Genomic DNA, 14,546 nt, shown 5'->3' on the forward strand with positions numbered 1-14,546 from the left:
AGTTCGACGTCGCCCAGCGGCTGCGGAGCGCTACCCCGAGTTCCGCAGCGCTGTCGCCAGCCCGTTCATGGTGAGCAGGATCCCCCGCTTCACCAGCTCCTGATCGTCCCCCGCCCGCAACCGGCGCAGCAGCTCCACCTGCATCTGGTTCAGCGGCTCCAGGTACGGGAACCGATTGTGGATCGACTCCGCCAGCGAGGCGTTGTCGGCGAGCAGGTGATCGTTGCCGGTGACGGCGGCGTGCATGCGGATGGTGCGGGCGTGCTCGTCGCGGATCATGCCGAAGATGCGGTCCCGCAGAGCCGTATCGGAGACCAACTCGGCGTAGCGCTCGGCGATGGCGAGGTCGCTCTTGGCGAGGACCTGGGCCAGGTTGGAGAGGACGGTGCGGAAGAAGGGCCAGCGGTGGTAGAGGTCGGTCAGGGCGGCGAGGCGGTCCGGGTCGCCGGCTACCCACTCCTCCAGGGCGGTGCCGGTGCCGTACCAGCCGGGGAGCATGACGCGGGCCTGGCTCCAGGCCATGACCCACGGAATGGCGCGCAGGTCGGAGACGGAGCTGGTGGGTTTGCGGGAGGCGGGGCGGCTGCCGATGTTCAGGTCGCCGACCTCGGCTACCGGGGTGGACTGGCGGAAGTACTCGACGAAGCCGGGCTCGTCGTGGACCAGGGCGGCGTAGGCGGCGCGGGCGCGGGCGGCCAGGTCGTCCATGAGTTCGTAGGCGGGTTCGGCGGCGGGGCCGAGGCCCTCGACGTCGAGCAGGGTGGACTCGAGGGTGCCCGCGATGAGTGATTCCAGGTTGCGGTGTGCGGCACTGGGTTCCGCGTATTTGGCGGCGATGACCTCGCCCTGCTCGGTGAGGCGGAGCGCGCCGCGCACGGCCCCGGCGGGCTGGGCGAGGATGGCGTCGTAGCTGCGGCCGCCGCCGCGGCCGACGGTGCCGCCGCGGCCGTGGAAGAGCCGCAGCCGGACACCGGTCTTGCGCGCGACCTCGACCAGCTCCAGCTCGGCGCGGTAGAGCGCCCAGTTGGCGGCCAGGTAGCCGCCGTCCTTGTTGGAGTCGGAGTAGCCGAGCATGACCTCCTGGCGCATGCCCGCGCTCGCCACCAGCTCCCGGTACACGGGGACGTCGAGCGCGGCGGCGAGCGTGGTGGCGCCCGCGGCCAGGTCCTCGATGGTCTCGAAGAGCGGGACGATGCCGACCGTGCAGGAGGGCGGGGCGTCCGGGCCGCCGGGGTCGAGGATCCCCGCCTCCTTGAGTAGCAGCGCCGCCTCCAGCATGTCGCTGACCGAGGTGCACATGCTGATGATGTAGTTCGGCACCGCCTCGGCGCCGAAGGTGGCGATCACCTCGGCGGCGGCGCACACGATGCCGAGTTCCTGGGTCGCCTTCTCGCTCAGCGCCGCGTGCGGGCCGAGCAGGGGCCGGCGGGTGCGGAGTTCGGCGGCGAGCAGCGCCACCCGCTCGTCCTCGGGCAGGGCGGCGTAGTCGGCGTGCACCCCGGCCCAGGCCAGGATCTCCGCGACGACCTGCTCGTGCACCTCGGAGTTCTGCCGCATGTCCAGGCTCTGCAGGTGGAAGCCGAAGGTCTCCATGGCGAAGCGGAGCGCGGCCAGCCGGTCGTCGGCGAGCAGGCCGTCGCCCGCGGCGCGCATGGACTCGTCGACGGCGTCGAGGTCGTCCAGCGCCTGCTGCGGGGTCTCGTACGGCTCGGCGCCGACGTCCGAACCGTGCACCGGCGCCGCGCCGAGCGCGCGGACGGCGGTGGCGGTGAGCCGGTTCCGGATGGCGTGCAGCGCGCGGCGGTACGGCTCGTCGGCGTGCGTCTCCTGCTCGGGGTAGCCCGCCGCGGCCAGCCCGGCGACCCGCTCCGAGACCGGGACCAGCCGGGCCGACTGGGCCAGCACCTTCTCCAGCTCGGCCAGCTCGCGCAGGTACCGCTCGAAGGCGACGCTCGCGGCCTGCCCGGCGGCGGTGCGCACCACCTCGGCGGTGACGAACGGGTTGCCGTCCCGGTCGCCGCCGATCCAGGAACCGGGGCGCAGGATCGGCCGCGGCAGCAGCTCGACGCCGGGCCATCGGGTGCGCAGCGCGGCGCGGACCTCGGCATTGATCGCCGGGATGACGTCGAAGAGGGTGAGCTCGTAGTAGCGCAGCCCGACCGCGATCTCGTCCTGGATCCGCAACCGCGCCAGCCGGATCAGCGCGGTGCGCCAGAGCGCGAGCACCTGGCGCCGGATGTCGAGTTCCAGCGCGGCGCGCTCCCGCGCGCCCTCGGCGAAGCGGCCGCGCTGCCGCATGAGCTCGGTGATCCTGGCTTGGCCGTCGAAGACGGTGCGGCGCCTGGTCTCGGTCGGGTGCGCGGTGATGACCGGGGCGACGAGGGCGTCGGAGAGCAGGTCGGCGACGGTCGCGCCGTCCAGCGCGGCGGCGTCCAGTTTGCGGTAGGTGGCGGCCAGCGAGGAGTCCTGCGGCGGCTCGCCCGCGCCGACGTGCACCGCGCGGCGGCGGTCGCGCTGCAGATCCTCGGCGAGGTTGGCGAGCAGCACGAAGTAGCTGAAGGCGCGGATCAGCGGGATCGCCACCGCCAGGTCGACGCCGCGCAGCATCTCCGCGACGGCGCTGCGGTCCACCTCCTCGCGGCGGATCCGGAACGCCTCCTTGCGCACCCGCTCGATCAGGTCGAAGACCTCCGGCCCCTCGTGGTCCCGGATGGTGTCGCCGAGCACCTCGCCCAGGAAGCGGATGTCGTCGCGCAGCGGCCGGATGGCTTCCGGTTCGGTCTCGATCCTCGGGTCGCTCATACGCCGAGACTATTGCGGCGGGCGGCGCGCCGATATGCGACGCGGCGCACACTCGGCGGAATTAACCCGCTGGTCACCGGGATCAGCGCTGCGGCCAGGCCCAGGGTGGCTCGTCCAGTAAACCCTGGTCGGCCAGGTAGGTGCGGCCGTCGTCCTTGCGCAGCTCGAGCACCGAGGCGCGCGCCTCCCGGCCGAAGGCGGTGAGCAGCGGGGCGGCGTGCGTCACCACGATCACCTGGGTGTGCGCGGAGGCGGTGACGATGAGATCGGCCAGCGCGTCGAGGAGTTCGGGATGCAGGCTGGTCTCCGGCTCGTCCAGCACCAGCAGCTCGGGCGGGCGCGGGGTGAGCAGCGCGGCCACCACCAGCAGGTAGCGCAGGGTGCCGTCGGAGAGCTCGGCCGCCTCCAGCGGGCGGCGCAGCCCGCGCTGGTGCAGCCGCACGGTGAAGCGGCCCGCGTGCGCGACCACCTCGACCCGGCTGCCGGGGAAGGCCTTGTCGATGGCGGCGTCCAGCTCGGCGGCGTCGCCGATCTCCCGGATGGTCTGCAGCGCGGCGGCCAGGTCGGCGCCGTCGTGGCCGAGGCGGACCGTGCGGGTGCCGATCTGCGGAGCCCTGGCGGGGGCGCCCGCGTCGGTGCGCAGCCGGTCGTAGAAGCGCCAGCCGCGCACCCGGTCGCGCACGCTGAGCAGCTCGGGGGCGCGGCCCGGGTCGGTGAGCTCGCCGAGCATGCTGTCGAAGGAGCGCAGCGTGTGCGGGACGGTGTTCCAGCGCTTGCCCGCGCGCACCCGGACCAGCGGGCCCGCGCGCTCGGTCAGCACGGTGGCGGGGCGCAGCATGGGGCCTGCCCACACCGCCTCCGCCTTGATCTCCGGGTCGCGGTCGAACATGGAGTCGGCGGGCGGCGGGACGCCGAGGTCGGCGGCGTAGCCGAAGTCGTCCGCGGCGAAGCCGACCCGGAGCGCCACCGGGGTGCCGTCCGCCGGGCGGCCGGGGCCCGCCCACAGCGTGGAGTCCAGCCCGCCCTCCTTCGCCAGCGCGGCCACCGCGCCGTTGCTCGCGAACTCGGCGAGCAGCCGGAGCACCCGGTACAGGCTCGACTTGCCGCTGCCGTTCGCGCCGGTGATCGCGGTGAGCGGGGTCAGCGGCACGATCAGGTGGCGCAGGGACCGGTAATTCTCGACGGCGAGGACGGTGAGCACGACGGCCACCGTAGCCCGAAGCGGCGCGGGGGCGCCGCGTAAGTCCCGGCGACACGCCCAGCCGTTCGACGTGCCGAAAGGCGGGAGACCGGGCGGTTTTTCGTGGTCAGGGGCTCAGGCACCACCGGCGCCGAGGATCGTGAGCACCGGCTCGGAGGTGTAGAAGGGCTCGAGCCGTTCGCGGATGAGCCCGGCCAGCACGCCGTCCGCCTTGGCCCGCTCGATGACCGCGGGGCCGTAGCGCAGGATCTCGGTGCGCACGTCGTCCCCGGTGAGCCCGAGCTCGGGCAGCAGCGCGGCGAGGGTGAACTCGCCGTACTTCGTCAGGAAGACGTCGACGCACTCGTCGAGCAGCAGCCCGAAGTACGGCTTCTCCCTGGTGGTCACCGCGATCTCGTAGCTGAGCAGCACCAGGTCGCGCAGGTCCTGCTTGGTCAGGTACTCGCGCAGCCCGTGTACCGGCTCGCCCGCGTGCAGGTCCCAGAACTCCATGGCGGCGCTGTGCACGGGCGCGTCGCGGAGCACCTCGCGGATGGCGTTGTTCGTGCGCTCCAGGGCGAAGCGCGCGCCCTTGTCCGCCATGTCGCTGAGGAAGGCGTTGTCGGCGGCGGCCTTGCGCGCCCGGTTGGCGGCCGACTGGCCCAGCGAGACCAGCGAGCCGACGCCGGGGATCTTCTCCGCGCGCTGCCGGTTGGCCTGCATGAAGTCGTCGATCAGCTTGTCCACGAACTTCGAGGCGACGGTGGCGACCAGCGGGCTCTCCGTGAGCCGGGTCAGGATCCGCTCCTGCGCCTGGTGCATGCCGAGGATCTTCTCCAGCAGCGCCTCGACCGGCTGCCGCTCGACCACCTCGCCGAGGGTGTACTCGTCGTTCTCCGCGATGTGGGTGTAGATGGAGTCGGCGAAGACGCCGGACATGTCGGCGAAGACCGGGCTGCCGCCGACCAGGTCGACCACGGTGGCGACGGTCTGCTTGGCCTGCTCCGGCGCGACGACGTCGCGGACCAGGATGGTCTCGGCGACGCCGAGCACGGATTCGACGTCGCGGGCGACCACCTCGGTGAAGCGCTCGCCGGTCACCTCCGCGAGCAGGAAGTCGACCTGGGCGTCGAGGAGTCGTTCGGCGATCTCGCGCGGCTCGGGCATGCTCTCCACTCTCGTGTCGCCGAGCCGGCGGGGGTCACGGCCCGGTGGGTTCGTCGCGCATCGACTTGCGGATCTTGTCGAGGCGGTCGCGGGCCGCGTCCTCGCGCGCCTGCCACTGCTCCTCGACGCTGCGCCCCGCCGCGGTCTCGCGATCGAGCTCCTCCCGGCCCTGGGCGGTGCCGAAGCGCTGCTCGACCTTATCGCGAACGGAGTCGAATGTCGGCACACCGGAGGGGGTATAGCCGCCGGTCGGCGGGGTATCGGACATACCGTGGGGCGGTACCGGTACCGGCGGTACCGCGAACCCGCCGCCGACCTGCTGCGATCCGGGCGCCTGGAGCGGAACGGTACCGGTACCCGGGTGCGGGGTGTCCGGAATCACAACCGCGTCGAGCGGCTCGCCCGCGCCTGCCTGCTCGGAGAGCGCGGCGTGCACCCGCGCGAAGGCGGGGCGCTGCGCGGTGGCGGTGCGGAGCACGGCGAGCAGTTCGTCGTCCGGGAGTGCGGCGAGCAGCGCGGCGATTCCGGCGGAGTCGGTCATACGAACCAGGCTACGGAGTTCCGCCACCCGGTGGCGGGGCGCGCAGCGCGCGGGCGGGTCAGGACAGGCCGCACTCGGCGCGCGCCCACTCGGCGATCAGCCCGACCCAGCGGCGGCCCGCGCCCATGATCAGGTCGTTGTGGCCGCACGCGGGGAAGATCTCCAGGTGCTTGGGGGCGGGGGCGGCTGCGTGCAGCCTGCGGGAGTGCTCGACGGGGATGAGTTCGTCCTGGTCACCGTGCATGAGCAGCAGCGGGGTCCGCAGGTCGCCGATCCGGCGCAGGGTCGGGTAGGCGTCGGGGACCAGCGGGGCGGGGATGACCGGGAAGACCGAGCGGGCGGCGGCGCGCAGCCCGGTGAAGGTGGACATGAGCACCACCCCGGCGGGCGGGTGCGCGACCGCCAGCTCGGTGACCACCGCCCCGCCGAGCGACTTCCCCAGGTAGATGATCCGCTCGGGATCGACCTCCGGCCGGTCGAGCAGCGCCTGCCTGGCGGCGCGGGCGTCCAGGTAGGTGCCGCGCTCACTGGGCCGCCCGGTGCTGCGCCCGTACCCGCGGTAGTCGAAGGCGAGCACGTCGAACCCGGCCGCGGTGAGCAGCGCGAAGATCGGCAGCCGATCGCCGATATTGCCCGCGTTGCCGTGCGCGAACAGGATGTGCCCGATCGACGCGCCCCTGGCGGGCAGCCACCAGGCGTGCAGCGTCTCCCCGTCCGCGGTGCGCGGCGCCAGCTCGGTGCAGGCCAGCCCGAGCAGGTCGGGGGTCCAGGCGATCTCCCGGGTCGGGTGGTAGGTGAGCGCGTGCATCACCGCGTTCGCCGGGTGCCGCGCCGCACGCACCGCGAGCGTCATCCGGTGATCTCGACGGTGTCGTCGCTCCCCGCCGGGACCGCGCCGTTCCATTCCGCTCGCATGGTGCACCTTTCGCCGGGGACGCCCTCGACGTTACCCGCGCAGCTCCGCGCCGACGGCGCCCGCCGCGGCGGCGACCGCGGCGTCTCTGGCGGCGCTCGCCTCGTCCTCGGTGAGGGTGCGGTCCGGCGCGCGGAAGCGCAGCGCGTAGGTGAGCGAGCGGCGGTCCGCCCCGGCCTGCGCGCCCTCGTAGACGTCGAAGAGCGCGATGTCCTCGAGCAGCGCGCCACCGCCGTCGCGCAGCGCCGCCTCGACGGTGGCGGCGGGCACCGAGCGGGCCACCGTCACCGAGACGTCCTGCAGCACCGCCGGGAACGGCGAGACCACCGGGACAGGGCGGGCGTCGCGCAGCGGGAGCGCGTCCAGGTCGAGCTCGAGCGCGCAGGTGCGGGCGGGCAGCCCGGCCCGCTCCAGCACCGCCGGGTGCAGCTCGCCCGCGTGCCCGACGACGGTGCCGTCCACGACCAGCTCGGCGCAGCGGCCCGGATGCCAGGGCAGGTGCGCGGCGGGCCTGCGCTCGATCGTGACCCCCGCGGCGTCGCCGACGGCGTCGGCCAGCGCGAAGGCGTCGGCGGCCTCGGCCTGCCTGCCCGGCCCCCACGGCCCGCGCGGCTCGCGCCGCCCGGTGAGCACCGCGCCGACGTGCACCGGCTGCGCGGGCAGCGAATCGACCAGCTCGGCGATCTGCTCCGGCGTGGGCCGACGGTCCACCGGGAGCGCCTCGACCGGCTTGACGTTCGGGCCGGGCAACACCACCTGGGCGATGCCGTAGACGGCGAGGTCACGGGCGCCGCGGGAGATATTGCGCGCGGCCACCTCGAGCAGCCCGGGCAGCAGCGTGGTGGCGAGCTCGGGGCGCTCGGCGTCGAGCGGGTTCAGCACCCGGGTGGTGCTGCGGCGCGGGTCATCGTCGTCCAGCCCCCACACGTCGAAGACGCCCGCGGGCAGGAAGACCGGCGGCGGCACCTCGACGCAGCCGGTGAAGGCCAGCGCCCGGCTCACCGCGCGGCGGCGGCGCTGCGCGGGGGTGAGCCCGCGCCCGGCCGGTGCGGTCGGCACCACGGACGGGATCTGCTCCAGCCCCTCCAGCCGCAGCACCTCCTCGACCAGGTCGGCGGGTTGCGCCAGGTCCGGCCGCCAGCTCGGTGGGGTGACCAGCAGCTGGCCGTGGCCGACCTCGCTCACCGCCACCTCGACGGTGCAGCCGATCTGCGCGAGCCTGCGCGCGGCGGTGCCGGTCGGGTAGGTGACGCCCGCGACCCGGTCCGGCAGGTCGATGTCCATGGCGATGGCGGGCGCGGGCGCGACCGGGACCCGGACGTCGCTGAGCACCTCCTCGACGGTGCCGCCCGCGATCTCGGCGAGCAGCGTGGCGGCGCGGTCCAGCGCGACCACGTTGAGCTCGGGGTCGACAACCCGCTCGTACCGCTTGCCCGCCTCGGAGACCAGCTTGTGCCTGCGCGCGGTCCGGTAGATGAGCAGCGGGTTCCAGGTGGCGGCCTCCAGCAGCACATCAGTGGTGCCGTCGCTGACCTCGGTGCTCGCGCCGCCCATGACACCGGCCAGCGAGACCACGCCGGACTCGTCGGCGATCACCACGTCCTCCGGGTCGAGCGTGCGCTCGACGTCGTCCAGGGTGCGCAGCGTCTCCCCCGCCCGCGCCTGCCGCACCACGAGCCCGCCCCGCACCGCGGCGGCGTCGAAGGCGTGCAGCGGCTGGCCGAGCTCGAGCATGACGTAGTTGGTGACGTCCACCGCGGGCGAGATCGGCCGCACGCCGGAGAGCAGCAGCCTGCGCTGCAGCCACCACGGCGAGACCGCGCCCGGGTCGATTCCGGTGACCCGGCGGGCCGCGAAGCGGGTGCACTTCGACTCCGGCTCCAGCGTGATCGGCCAGGCGGGCTCGGCCGCGTCCGGCAGCGTGCGCACCGCGGGGTCGGCGTACTCCAGGTCGAAGCCGCAGGCCAGCTCGCGCGAGAGACCGCGCACCGAGAAGCAGTAGCCGCGGTCCGGCGTGATGTTCAGCTCGATGACGGTGTCGTCCAGCCCGAGCAGCTCGTTGGCGTCGGTGCCAGGGGTGGCGGTGCCCGGCTCCAGCACCAGGATGCCGGAGTGGTCCTTGCCGATGCCGAGCTCGGCGACCGAGCAGATCATGCCGTGCGAGGTGTGGCCGTAGGTCTTGCGCGAGCTGATCCGGAAACCCCCGGGGAGCGTCGCGCCGGGGAGCACCACGACCACCAGGTCGCCCTCGGTGAAATTCCGGGCGCCGCAGATGATCTCCTGCGGCTCCGGGTTGCCGACGTCGACCCGGCAGAAGCGGATCGGCTTCTTGAACTCGGTGAGCTCGGTGATCTCCAGCACCCGCCCGACCACCAGCGGGTGCTCGAGGTCACCGGTCACCCGCTGGAGCCGGTCGACCTCCTCGACCTCCAGCCCCACCCGGACGAATCCCGCGTCGAGCTCCTCCGGCGTCACCGACCACTCCGGGACGGTGCGGGCGATGATCTCGGTCAGCCAGGACTGCGCTACTCGCACGTGACGTGTCGCTCTCTCGTATCGGAAGGGTCAGGACCGGACGCCGAAGGGCAGGGTGAACCGCACGTCGCCCTCGACGATGTCGCGCATGTCGGGAATCCCGTTGCGGAACTGCAGGGTTCGCTCCAGCCCCATGCCGAAGGCGAAGCCGCTGTACTCCTCCGGGTCGACCCCGCTCGCGATCAGCACCTTGGGGTTCACCATGCCGCAGCCGCCCCACTCGACCCAGCCCGCGCCGCCCTTCTTGTCCGGGAACCAGACGTCGACCTCGGCGGAGGGCTCGGTGAAGGGGAAGTAGTTGGGGCGCATGCGGGTCCGCGTCTCCGGGCCGAAGAGCGCGCGGGCGAAGGCGTCCAGCGTGCCGCGCAGGTGGCCCATCGTGAGCCCCTTGTCCACCGCGAGCCCTTCGACCTGGGAGAAGACGGGGGTGTGCGTGGCGTCCAGCTCGTCGGTGCGGAAGGTGCGGCCCGGGCAGACCACGTAGATCGGCAGCTCGCGCTCCAGCAGCGAGCGCACCTGCACCGGCGAGGTGTGCGTGCGCAGCACCTGGCGCGACCCCTCCGGGGCGATGTGGAAGGTGTCCTGCATGGTGCGCGCGGGGTGGTCGGGCAGGAAGTTGAGCGCGTCGAAGTTGAAGTGCTCGGTCTCCACCTCCGGCCCCTCGGCGACCTCCCAGCCCATGGCGACGAAGACGTCGGCGATCTGCTCGGAGATCACCGTGATCGGGTGCCGCGCGCCCGCGGCCGCGCGCCGGGCGGGCAGCGTGACGTCGATGGCCTCGGCGACCAGCACGGCGGCGTCCCGCTCGGCGAGCAGCGCGGCGCGGCGGGCGTCGAAGGCGTCGGAGACCCGGGTGCGGGCGGCGTTGACCCGCTTGCCCGCGTCCTTCTTCTCCTCCTTGGGGATGGTGCCGAGCGTGCGCTGGGCCAGCGCCAGCGGCGCCTTCCCGCCCAGGTGTTCGGTCTTGGCGACGGCGAGCGCGTCCAGATCCGCCGCGGCGGCGAACGCCTTCTCGGCGGCAGCCGCGGCCGCGGCCAGTGCCTCCTCGGTCAGCGCGGTGCCCTGCTCGGCTGCGGTGTGGTCGGCCACAGTGCTCGTCTCTCCCCTGCGGTTGGGTCGGGAATTGTCCTGGTCGAATCGTATTCGATGGGCGATCGCGGCTTCACCCGGATTACCGGGGGCGGCTGACCCGCGAACTCGCGTACAGGCAGATGGCCGCGGCGGCGGCCAGGTTCAGGCTCTCGGCGCGGCCGCGGATGGGGATGCGCACCCGGTGGTCGGCGCGCTCGGCCACCCCGGGGGCGAGGCCGTGCGCCTCGTTGCCGAAGAGCCAGGCGACCGGGCCCGCCAGCACCGGGTCGGCGTCGTCGAGGTCGAGTTCGCCGCGGGCGGTGGTGGCGAGCAGGGTGACGCCCGCGGCGCTCAGGGCGTCCAGCGCGGCGCTGATGTCGCGCTCCCTGGCCACCGGGACGTGGAAGAGGCTGCCCGCGCTGGCGCGCACGCACTTGCCGTTGTGCGGGTCGACGGTGTCGCCTGCGAGTACGACGCCGTCGACGCCGACCGCGTCGGCCACCCGGATCAGGGTGCCCGCATTGCCGGGCTCGGCGATCTCCACCGGCACCGCGAAGAGCGCGGGCACGGCGGCCCGCGGCCCGGCCGCACCCGGCTCGCCGTCGGTAGCGGCCAGCAGCGTGGATAGCGGAACGTCGAGCAGGTCGCAGATTGCGACCAGTCCCGGCGCGGTGACGGTTTCCCCGAGGTGCTGCGCAGCGCGCTCGCTCACCAGCGTGGTGCGCACGCCGGACGCCGCTGCGCCCGCCACGAGTTCGTGCTCCCGCCCGGCGGCGCTCGCGGAGTAGAACAGCTCGCGGACCCGCCCGGCCGCCAACGCGGCGCCCACCGAGTTCGCCCCCTCGGCGAGGAACGAACCGGTCTTCCGGCGCTGCGCCGAGCGGTGCAGCTTGGCGGCGGCGACGATCCGCGGGTTCCGCGGCTCCAGCGGCTCAGCCACGGGCGCCGCCCGACGCGGAAACGACCCGCGGGATATCCCCAGCGGGTCGTTTCCGATTGCGCCCGAGCGAGGGCCCTGCGTGGCTACGCTTCGCTCCCGCCTCCGGGCCTGACTCGCTCGTGCGGGCCGAAAAAAGATGGTTCAACGCGGGCCGTCAGGCGGCGGGAGCGTTGACATCCTCGGGCAGGGCCGCCTTGGCGACCGCGACGAGGCCGGCGAACGCCTCGGCGTCCGACACCGCGAGCTCGGCCAGGATCTTGCGGTCCACCTCGACACCGGCGGCCTTCAGGCCCTGGATGAACCGGTTGTAGGTGATGTCGTTGAGCCGGGCGGCGGCATTGATGCGCGCGATCCACAGCTTGCGGAAGTCACCCTTGCGCGCCCGGCGGTCCCGGTAGGCGTAGGTGAGCGAGTGCAGCTGCTGTTCCTTGGCCTTGCGGTACAGCCGGGAGCGCTGGCCCCGGTAGCCCTTGGAGGCCTCGAGGATGGAACGGCGCTTCTTCTGAGCGTTGACGGCCCTCTTGACGCGTGCCACTGGTCGGTCCTGTTCGGAGGTCGTGGGCGCGGCGAGGCGCCCTGGTTCGGTTGATTCTGGGCGTCCGGGTCAGCGGACGCGGGGTCGCGCGGGTGGGTCACCCGCGCCGGAGCACGTCAGATGCCGAGCAGCCGCTTGATGCGGGGGGCATCGGCCGCGGAGACGGACTCGATGCCGTCCAGACGACGAGTCCGCCGGCTCGGCTTGTGCTCGAGCAGGTGGCGACGGTTCGCCTGCTGACGCAGCAGCTTGCCCTTGCCGGACACCTTGAATCGCTTCGAGGCGCCGCTGTGGCTCTTCATCTTCGGCATGAGTTACCTCAATCTGTGTGCCGGCGGCCCGTGGGCCGCCGAGTGCTTGTTCGTCCTACTGCGGCGCGGCCGTGTCGGCCTGCGCGGGAGCCGGTTCCGGGGCGGGGCCGGTCCGGGGGCGCGGCGCCGCGTCCTGCTGCGCCTTCACCCGGGTCTTCGCGCCCTTGTGCGGGGCGAGGACCATGGTCATGTTGCGGCCGTCCTGCTTGGCCGAGGTCTCCACGAAACCCAACTCGGCGACGTCGGACGCGAGCCGCTGCAGCAACCGGAACCCGAGTTCGGGCCTGGACTGCTCGCGACCCCGGAACATGATCGTCACCTTGACCTTGGACCCGGCCTCGAGGAAGCGAACCACATTGCGCTTCTTGGTCTCGTAGTCGTGGTCGTCGATCTTGGGGCGGAGCTTCTGCTCCTTGATGACGGTCTGGACCTGGTTCTTCCGGGACTCGCGCGCCTTCTGCGCCGTCTCGTACTTGAACTTGCCGTAGTCCATGATCTTGCAGACCGGCGGACGGGCATCCGGGGCCACCTCGACCAGGTCGAGATCGGCTTCGAGAGCGACGCGTAGCGCATCTTCAACACGCACGATCCCAACCTGCTCGCCGCCGGGCCCGATGAGCCGGACCTCGGGAACACGGATGCGATCGTTGATGCGGGTCTCAGTGCTGATGGGGCCTCCTAGGTCAAGCGGTGTCGTCGACGACCGCGTGCAGGTAACCCCGATATCAACGCGAAAGCCCCGGTCCGGTATTTCACCGGCCGAGGCCCGAGTCGACCGATCACCACGGAACCCGGGCGCCGACGGGCGCACAGGCATCCGACCCCTGGGGGGCGGGTGACCGGACCGCGTACCGGACACGAGGGTCGGCGGCGGTGGGAGTCGGGCTCCACTTGCGACCCCGGACGGAGAGCGAGCATGCCGAGGCATGCTTACCACCGACCAGGGCGGTCGTCGCGAACAACTCTAGCAGTTATGCGCCCCGGCTCCCAATCGCCCCTTATTCGCTTGCGGGCGACGGCCCCGCGCTGGGACCGTTCCGCCCGTGACCGACCTGCTGCGCTGGCAATTCGACCTCACCTGGTCGCTCGCCCGCATCCACCTCGACGATCTCACCGCCGACGACGCGCTGTGGGAGCCGGGCCCCCTGATCTGGACCGTACGCCAGGACGCGGCGGGCGTCTGGCGCCCGGACTGGGCGGAGACCGAGCCGGACCCGATCCCGGTGCCCACCATCGGCTGGCTCACCTGGCACATCGACTGGTGGTGGTCCGGCGCGCTCGCCACCGCCCGCGGCGCCGCGGCCCCCGGGCACGGCGACGTTCCGTGGGCGGGCAGCACCGACGCCGCGGTGGCCAGGCTGCACACCCTGCGCACCGAGTGGCTCGCCGCCCTGGAGAGGCTCGGCCCGGACGAGCTCGCCGAGCCCGCGGGCGCCTGGCCGACCGTGGCCCACCTGGTGGCCTGGGTGAACATGGAGCTCATGAAGAACGTCGCGGAGATCGGGCAGCTCCGGCTGGCCCGGCGGGCATCGCTAGCCTGAAGGCCATGACCGACCAGCCCGAATTCCCCGCCGCCACCGAGACCGCCGCGCACACCGAACCGGATGTGCGCGAGCTGGCCGATATTCCGGCGGTGGAGGTGATCAGCCGGGCCGCCGTGATGCTGATGAGCTCGGCCGCGGAGAAGCTGGGGCTGGCCGACGAGGACCCGGACGCCAGCCCGCGGCGCGATCTGGACGAGGCGCGGCGGGTGATCACCGCGCTGGCCGGGCTGGTCACCGCCTCGGTGGAGTACCTGGGGCCGCACGCGGGGCCGATCAGGGACGGGCTGCAGTCGCTGCAGCGGGCCTTCCGGGAGAGTTCGGCGCACCCGGACGCGCCGGGCACCGGGCCGGGCGAGAAGTACACCGGGCCGGTGCACTGAGCACTGTGTTTCGTGCGTTACCGGGCGGAGCGGCCGAGGGGCGGCTCCGCCCGGCGGCGTTCACAGCCCCGGCGGGGTCACCGAGATGGAGGAGCCCGTGGCGATCACCTGGGCGAGGGCGGCGAAGAGGTCGGTGAATCCGGCACTTCCGGTGTCCATGTATCCGTTGTCCTTTCCGGTGGGCGCGCTCAGGCGCCGGTGCCGGGGTTGTAGTTGAGCGAAGAGCCGGTGCTCAGGGCCGCTAGCACTGCGGCGACCAGCGCCGCGATATCGACGCCTTCCATGGGAATTCCTCTCTGGCGGAACTGATTCCGAGCCCGTGCCGCCGCCGCGCCGGCGATCGGGAACGGGTCGGATCGAACGGGTGCCGCGCGGTCCGGGACACGTTCCGGACGCGGCGCCGCCGATCTTACATACGACCGTTTCAGATCGGGCCGAAATCTGGACGTCCGACCGAATACACTCCGGTCACGACCGAAAATGCCGTGCCGACCGCCCCCGAGCAGGCCGTCCGTGCGGCAAGCCGTCGACACGACATGCACCACCGGCCGCGAGCGGGACCGCTGCCGCGTCGGGCAGCCTCGCGCGAACGACGCGGGCCCCGCAGCTGTGGGGACAGCCGCGGGG

At 73.0% G+C, this 14,546-nt stretch carries 13 protein-coding genes; 2 read left to right on the forward strand and 11 right to left on the reverse strand.

Annotation, left to right across the window (positions count from 1 at the left end; all coding sequences use genetic code 11):
* Nucleotides 1-30: 30 nt before the first annotated feature.
* From ppc to infC, 11 genes are all read right to left on the reverse strand, one after another.
* Nucleotides 31-2,802, reverse strand: coding sequence for a phosphoenolpyruvate carboxylase (ppc, locus tag ACFUUZ_RS20285; RefSeq protein ID WP_378698370.1), 2,772 nt, complete (start codon nt 2,800-2,802; stop codon nt 31-33).
* Between the two features lie 82 nt (nt 2,803-2,884).
* Nucleotides 2,885-4,003, reverse strand: a complete 1,119-nt coding sequence (locus ACFUUZ_RS20290) for an AAA family ATPase (RefSeq protein WP_378698372.1) — start codon at nt 4,001-4,003, stop codon at nt 2,885-2,887.
* Nucleotides 4,004-4,117: 114 nt separating this feature from the next.
* A complete protein-coding gene (locus ACFUUZ_RS20295) occupies nt 4,118-5,149 on the reverse strand; it encodes a hypothetical protein (protein WP_378698374.1) in 1,032 nt (343 codons plus the stop codon).
* A gap of 34 nt (nt 5,150-5,183) precedes the next feature.
* Nucleotides 5,184-5,690 (reverse strand): PspA/IM30 family protein, encoded by a 507-nt coding sequence (locus ACFUUZ_RS20300; protein WP_378698376.1) that lies wholly within the window; start codon nt 5,688-5,690, stop codon nt 5,184-5,186.
* 58 nt (nt 5,691-5,748) lie between these two features.
* The gene (locus ACFUUZ_RS20305) at nt 5,749-6,543 is read right to left on the reverse strand and encodes an alpha/beta hydrolase (RefSeq protein ID WP_378698378.1); all 795 of its coding nucleotides are present in this window, start codon (nt 6,541-6,543) and stop codon (nt 5,749-5,751) included.
* A 93-nt stretch (nt 6,544-6,636) separates the two neighbouring features.
* Nucleotides 6,637-9,138, reverse strand: coding sequence for a phenylalanine--tRNA ligase subunit beta (pheT, locus tag ACFUUZ_RS20310; RefSeq protein WP_378698380.1), 2,502 nt, complete (start codon nt 9,136-9,138; stop codon nt 6,637-6,639).
* A 30-nt stretch (nt 9,139-9,168) separates the two neighbouring features.
* A complete protein-coding gene (pheS, locus tag ACFUUZ_RS20315; protein ID WP_378698382.1) occupies nt 9,169-10,227 on the reverse strand; it encodes a phenylalanine--tRNA ligase subunit alpha in 1,059 nt (352 codons plus the stop codon).
* 82 nt (nt 10,228-10,309) lie between these two features.
* Nucleotides 10,310-11,149 carry a TrmH family RNA methyltransferase gene (locus ACFUUZ_RS20320; protein WP_378698384.1) on the reverse strand — a complete coding sequence of 280 codons (840 nt, stop codon included), beginning with the start codon at nt 11,147-11,149 and terminating at the stop codon, nt 10,310-10,312.
* Between the two features lie 154 nt (nt 11,150-11,303).
* Nucleotides 11,304-11,684 (reverse strand): 50S ribosomal protein L20, encoded by a 381-nt coding sequence (gene rplT / locus ACFUUZ_RS20325; protein ID WP_067591293.1) that lies wholly within the window; start codon nt 11,682-11,684, stop codon nt 11,304-11,306.
* Nucleotides 11,685-11,800: 116 nt separating this feature from the next.
* On the reverse strand, nt 11,801-11,995 hold the full coding sequence (gene rpmI / locus ACFUUZ_RS20330) for a 50S ribosomal protein L35 (RefSeq protein ID WP_378698387.1): 195 nt from the start codon (nt 11,993-11,995) through the stop codon (nt 11,801-11,803).
* Nucleotides 11,996-12,050: 55 nt separating this feature from the next.
* Nucleotides 12,051-12,719 carry a translation initiation factor IF-3 gene (infC, locus tag ACFUUZ_RS20335; protein WP_378698399.1) on the reverse strand — a complete coding sequence of 223 codons (669 nt, stop codon included), beginning with the start codon at nt 12,717-12,719 and terminating at the stop codon, nt 12,051-12,053.
* A gap of 319 nt (nt 12,720-13,038) precedes the next feature.
* On the opposite strand from infC, the gene ACFUUZ_RS20340 reads away from it, so the two are divergent.
* Nucleotides 13,039-13,536 carry a DinB family protein gene (locus ACFUUZ_RS20340; protein ID WP_378698389.1) on the forward strand — a complete coding sequence of 166 codons (498 nt, stop codon included), beginning with the start codon at nt 13,039-13,041 and terminating at the stop codon, nt 13,534-13,536.
* Between the two features lie 5 nt (nt 13,537-13,541).
* Nucleotides 13,542-13,919 (forward strand): DUF1844 domain-containing protein, encoded by a 378-nt coding sequence (locus ACFUUZ_RS20345; RefSeq protein WP_378698391.1) that lies wholly within the window; start codon nt 13,542-13,544, stop codon nt 13,917-13,919.
* Nucleotides 13,920-14,546 lie beyond the last annotated feature (627 nt).

Origin of the sequence: Nocardia sp. NPDC057353 (assembly GCF_042667085.1) — a bacterium.
Classification (GTDB): domain Bacteria; phylum Actinomycetota; class Actinomycetes; order Mycobacteriales; family Mycobacteriaceae; genus Nocardia.